At 66.7% G+C, this 1,472-nt stretch carries 2 protein-coding genes; both read right to left on the reverse strand.

What is annotated here, in order from left to right; all coding sequences use genetic code 11:
• Nucleotides 1–32: 32 nt before the first annotated feature.
• On the reverse strand, nt 33–689 hold the full coding sequence (locus ACOZKU_RS05910) for a methionine ABC transporter permease (RefSeq protein WP_421578065.1): 657 nt from the start codon (nt 687–689) through the stop codon (nt 33–35).
• The coding region (locus tag ACOZKU_RS05915; protein WP_421578066.1) for a methionine ABC transporter ATP-binding protein at nt 670–1,472 on the reverse strand (803 nt) is incomplete at its 5' end. The genes ACOZKU_RS05915 and ACOZKU_RS05910, both read right to left, overlap by 20 nt.

Raw genomic sequence — 1,472 nt, forward strand, 5'->3', positions numbered from 1 at the left:
CCATAGAATTTTCTTGCTCTACCCGCCGGAAGTCAGCCGCGATGATCGAGCTTGGCCACCCAGCGGTCGCCGATCCACTGGATGCCGCAGACCATGACGATCAGCACGGCGACGACGGCCACCATCACGGTGGTCTCGAAACGCTGGTAACCGTAGCGGATGGCGAGGTCGCCGAGACCGCCGGCACCGATGGCACCCGCCATGGCGGAAGCGCCGATCAGCGTGACCAGCGTCACGGTGAAGCCTGCGACGATGCCGGGCAGCGCCTCGGGGATCAGCACTTCGCGCACGATCGTCCAGCGATTGCCGCCCATGGCGCGCACGGCCTCGATCAGGCCGCGATCGACCTCGCGCAGCGACACTTCGGCGATGCGCGCATAATAGGGGGTCGCGGCGATCGACAGCGGCACGATGGCCGCCCAGGTGCCGATCGACGTGCCGACGATGAGGCGCGTGACCGGAATAAGCGCGACGAGCAGGATGATGAAGGGCACGGAGCGGAAGCCGTTGATGACGGCGCCGAGCACGCGGTTGACCCAGAGGTTTTCCGCAATGCCGCCGCGCGCGGTCGCCACCAGCGCTAGCCCGAGCGGCAGGCCGAAGACCAGCGAGATGATGCCGGAGGCGGCCGTCATCACGACGGTTTCCCAGAGCGAGCGGACAAGAAGTTCAAGCATGATCGGCGACATGGCCGAGGACCTCCACCTGGGCGCCGAGGCGCTCCGCATAAGATACAAGCGACGCGGCCTTACCGGCCGGCACCGCGAGGAAGAAGCGGCCGACGGCCTGCTCCTGGATATGATCGACACCGCCATGGATAAGGCGGTAGCCGCCGGGAAACTCCTGCGACAGCCCCTCAAACAATGGACCGGTGGCGACCGGGCCGGCAATGTCGATGCTCAGGATCGCCTCGCCGCCGATATCCGCCGTCAGCCGTTCGGCGATATGGGCGGGAAGCTGCGGGCGGATGCCGCTAAGCAGGCTGCGGGTCGTCTGCGCCTGCGGGCGGGAGAAGACCTGCCAGACCGGCCCCTCCTCCACGACGCGGCCGGCATCGAGCACGGTCACGCGGTCGGCAATGCCGCGCACCACCTCCATCTCATGGGTGATGAGCAGAATGGTGAGGCCGAGCTTGCGGTTGATGTCCTTCAGCAGCGTCAGGATCGAGCGGGTGGTTTCCGGGTCGAGCGCAGAGGTCGCCTCGTCGGAGAGCAGCAGCGCAGGCTTGGCGGCAAGCGCGCGGGCAATGCCGACACGCTGCTTCTGGCCGCCGGAAAGTTCGGACGGATAGGCCTTCGCCTTGCCCGAGAGGCCGACGAGTTCAAGCAGCTCGGCGGCACGCGCCAGCCGCTTGACCTTCGGCCAGCCCTCGATCTTCAGCGGCAGAGCGACGTTCTCTTCGACGGTTTTTGCGGAGAGCAGATTGAAGTGCTGGAAGATCATGCCGATGCGGCGGCGCAGCGGCTGGAGAT

The organism is Shinella sp. M31, assembly GCF_049199205.1.
Lineage (GTDB): Bacteria > Pseudomonadota > Alphaproteobacteria > Rhizobiales > Rhizobiaceae > Shinella.

Bases quoted from the DNA above. Each gene is read 5' to 3' on its own strand.
- ACOZKU_RS05910 (WP_421578065.1), bottom strand. From the start codon at position 689: ATGTCGCCGATCATGCTTGAACTTCTTGTCCGCTCGCTCTGGGAAACC.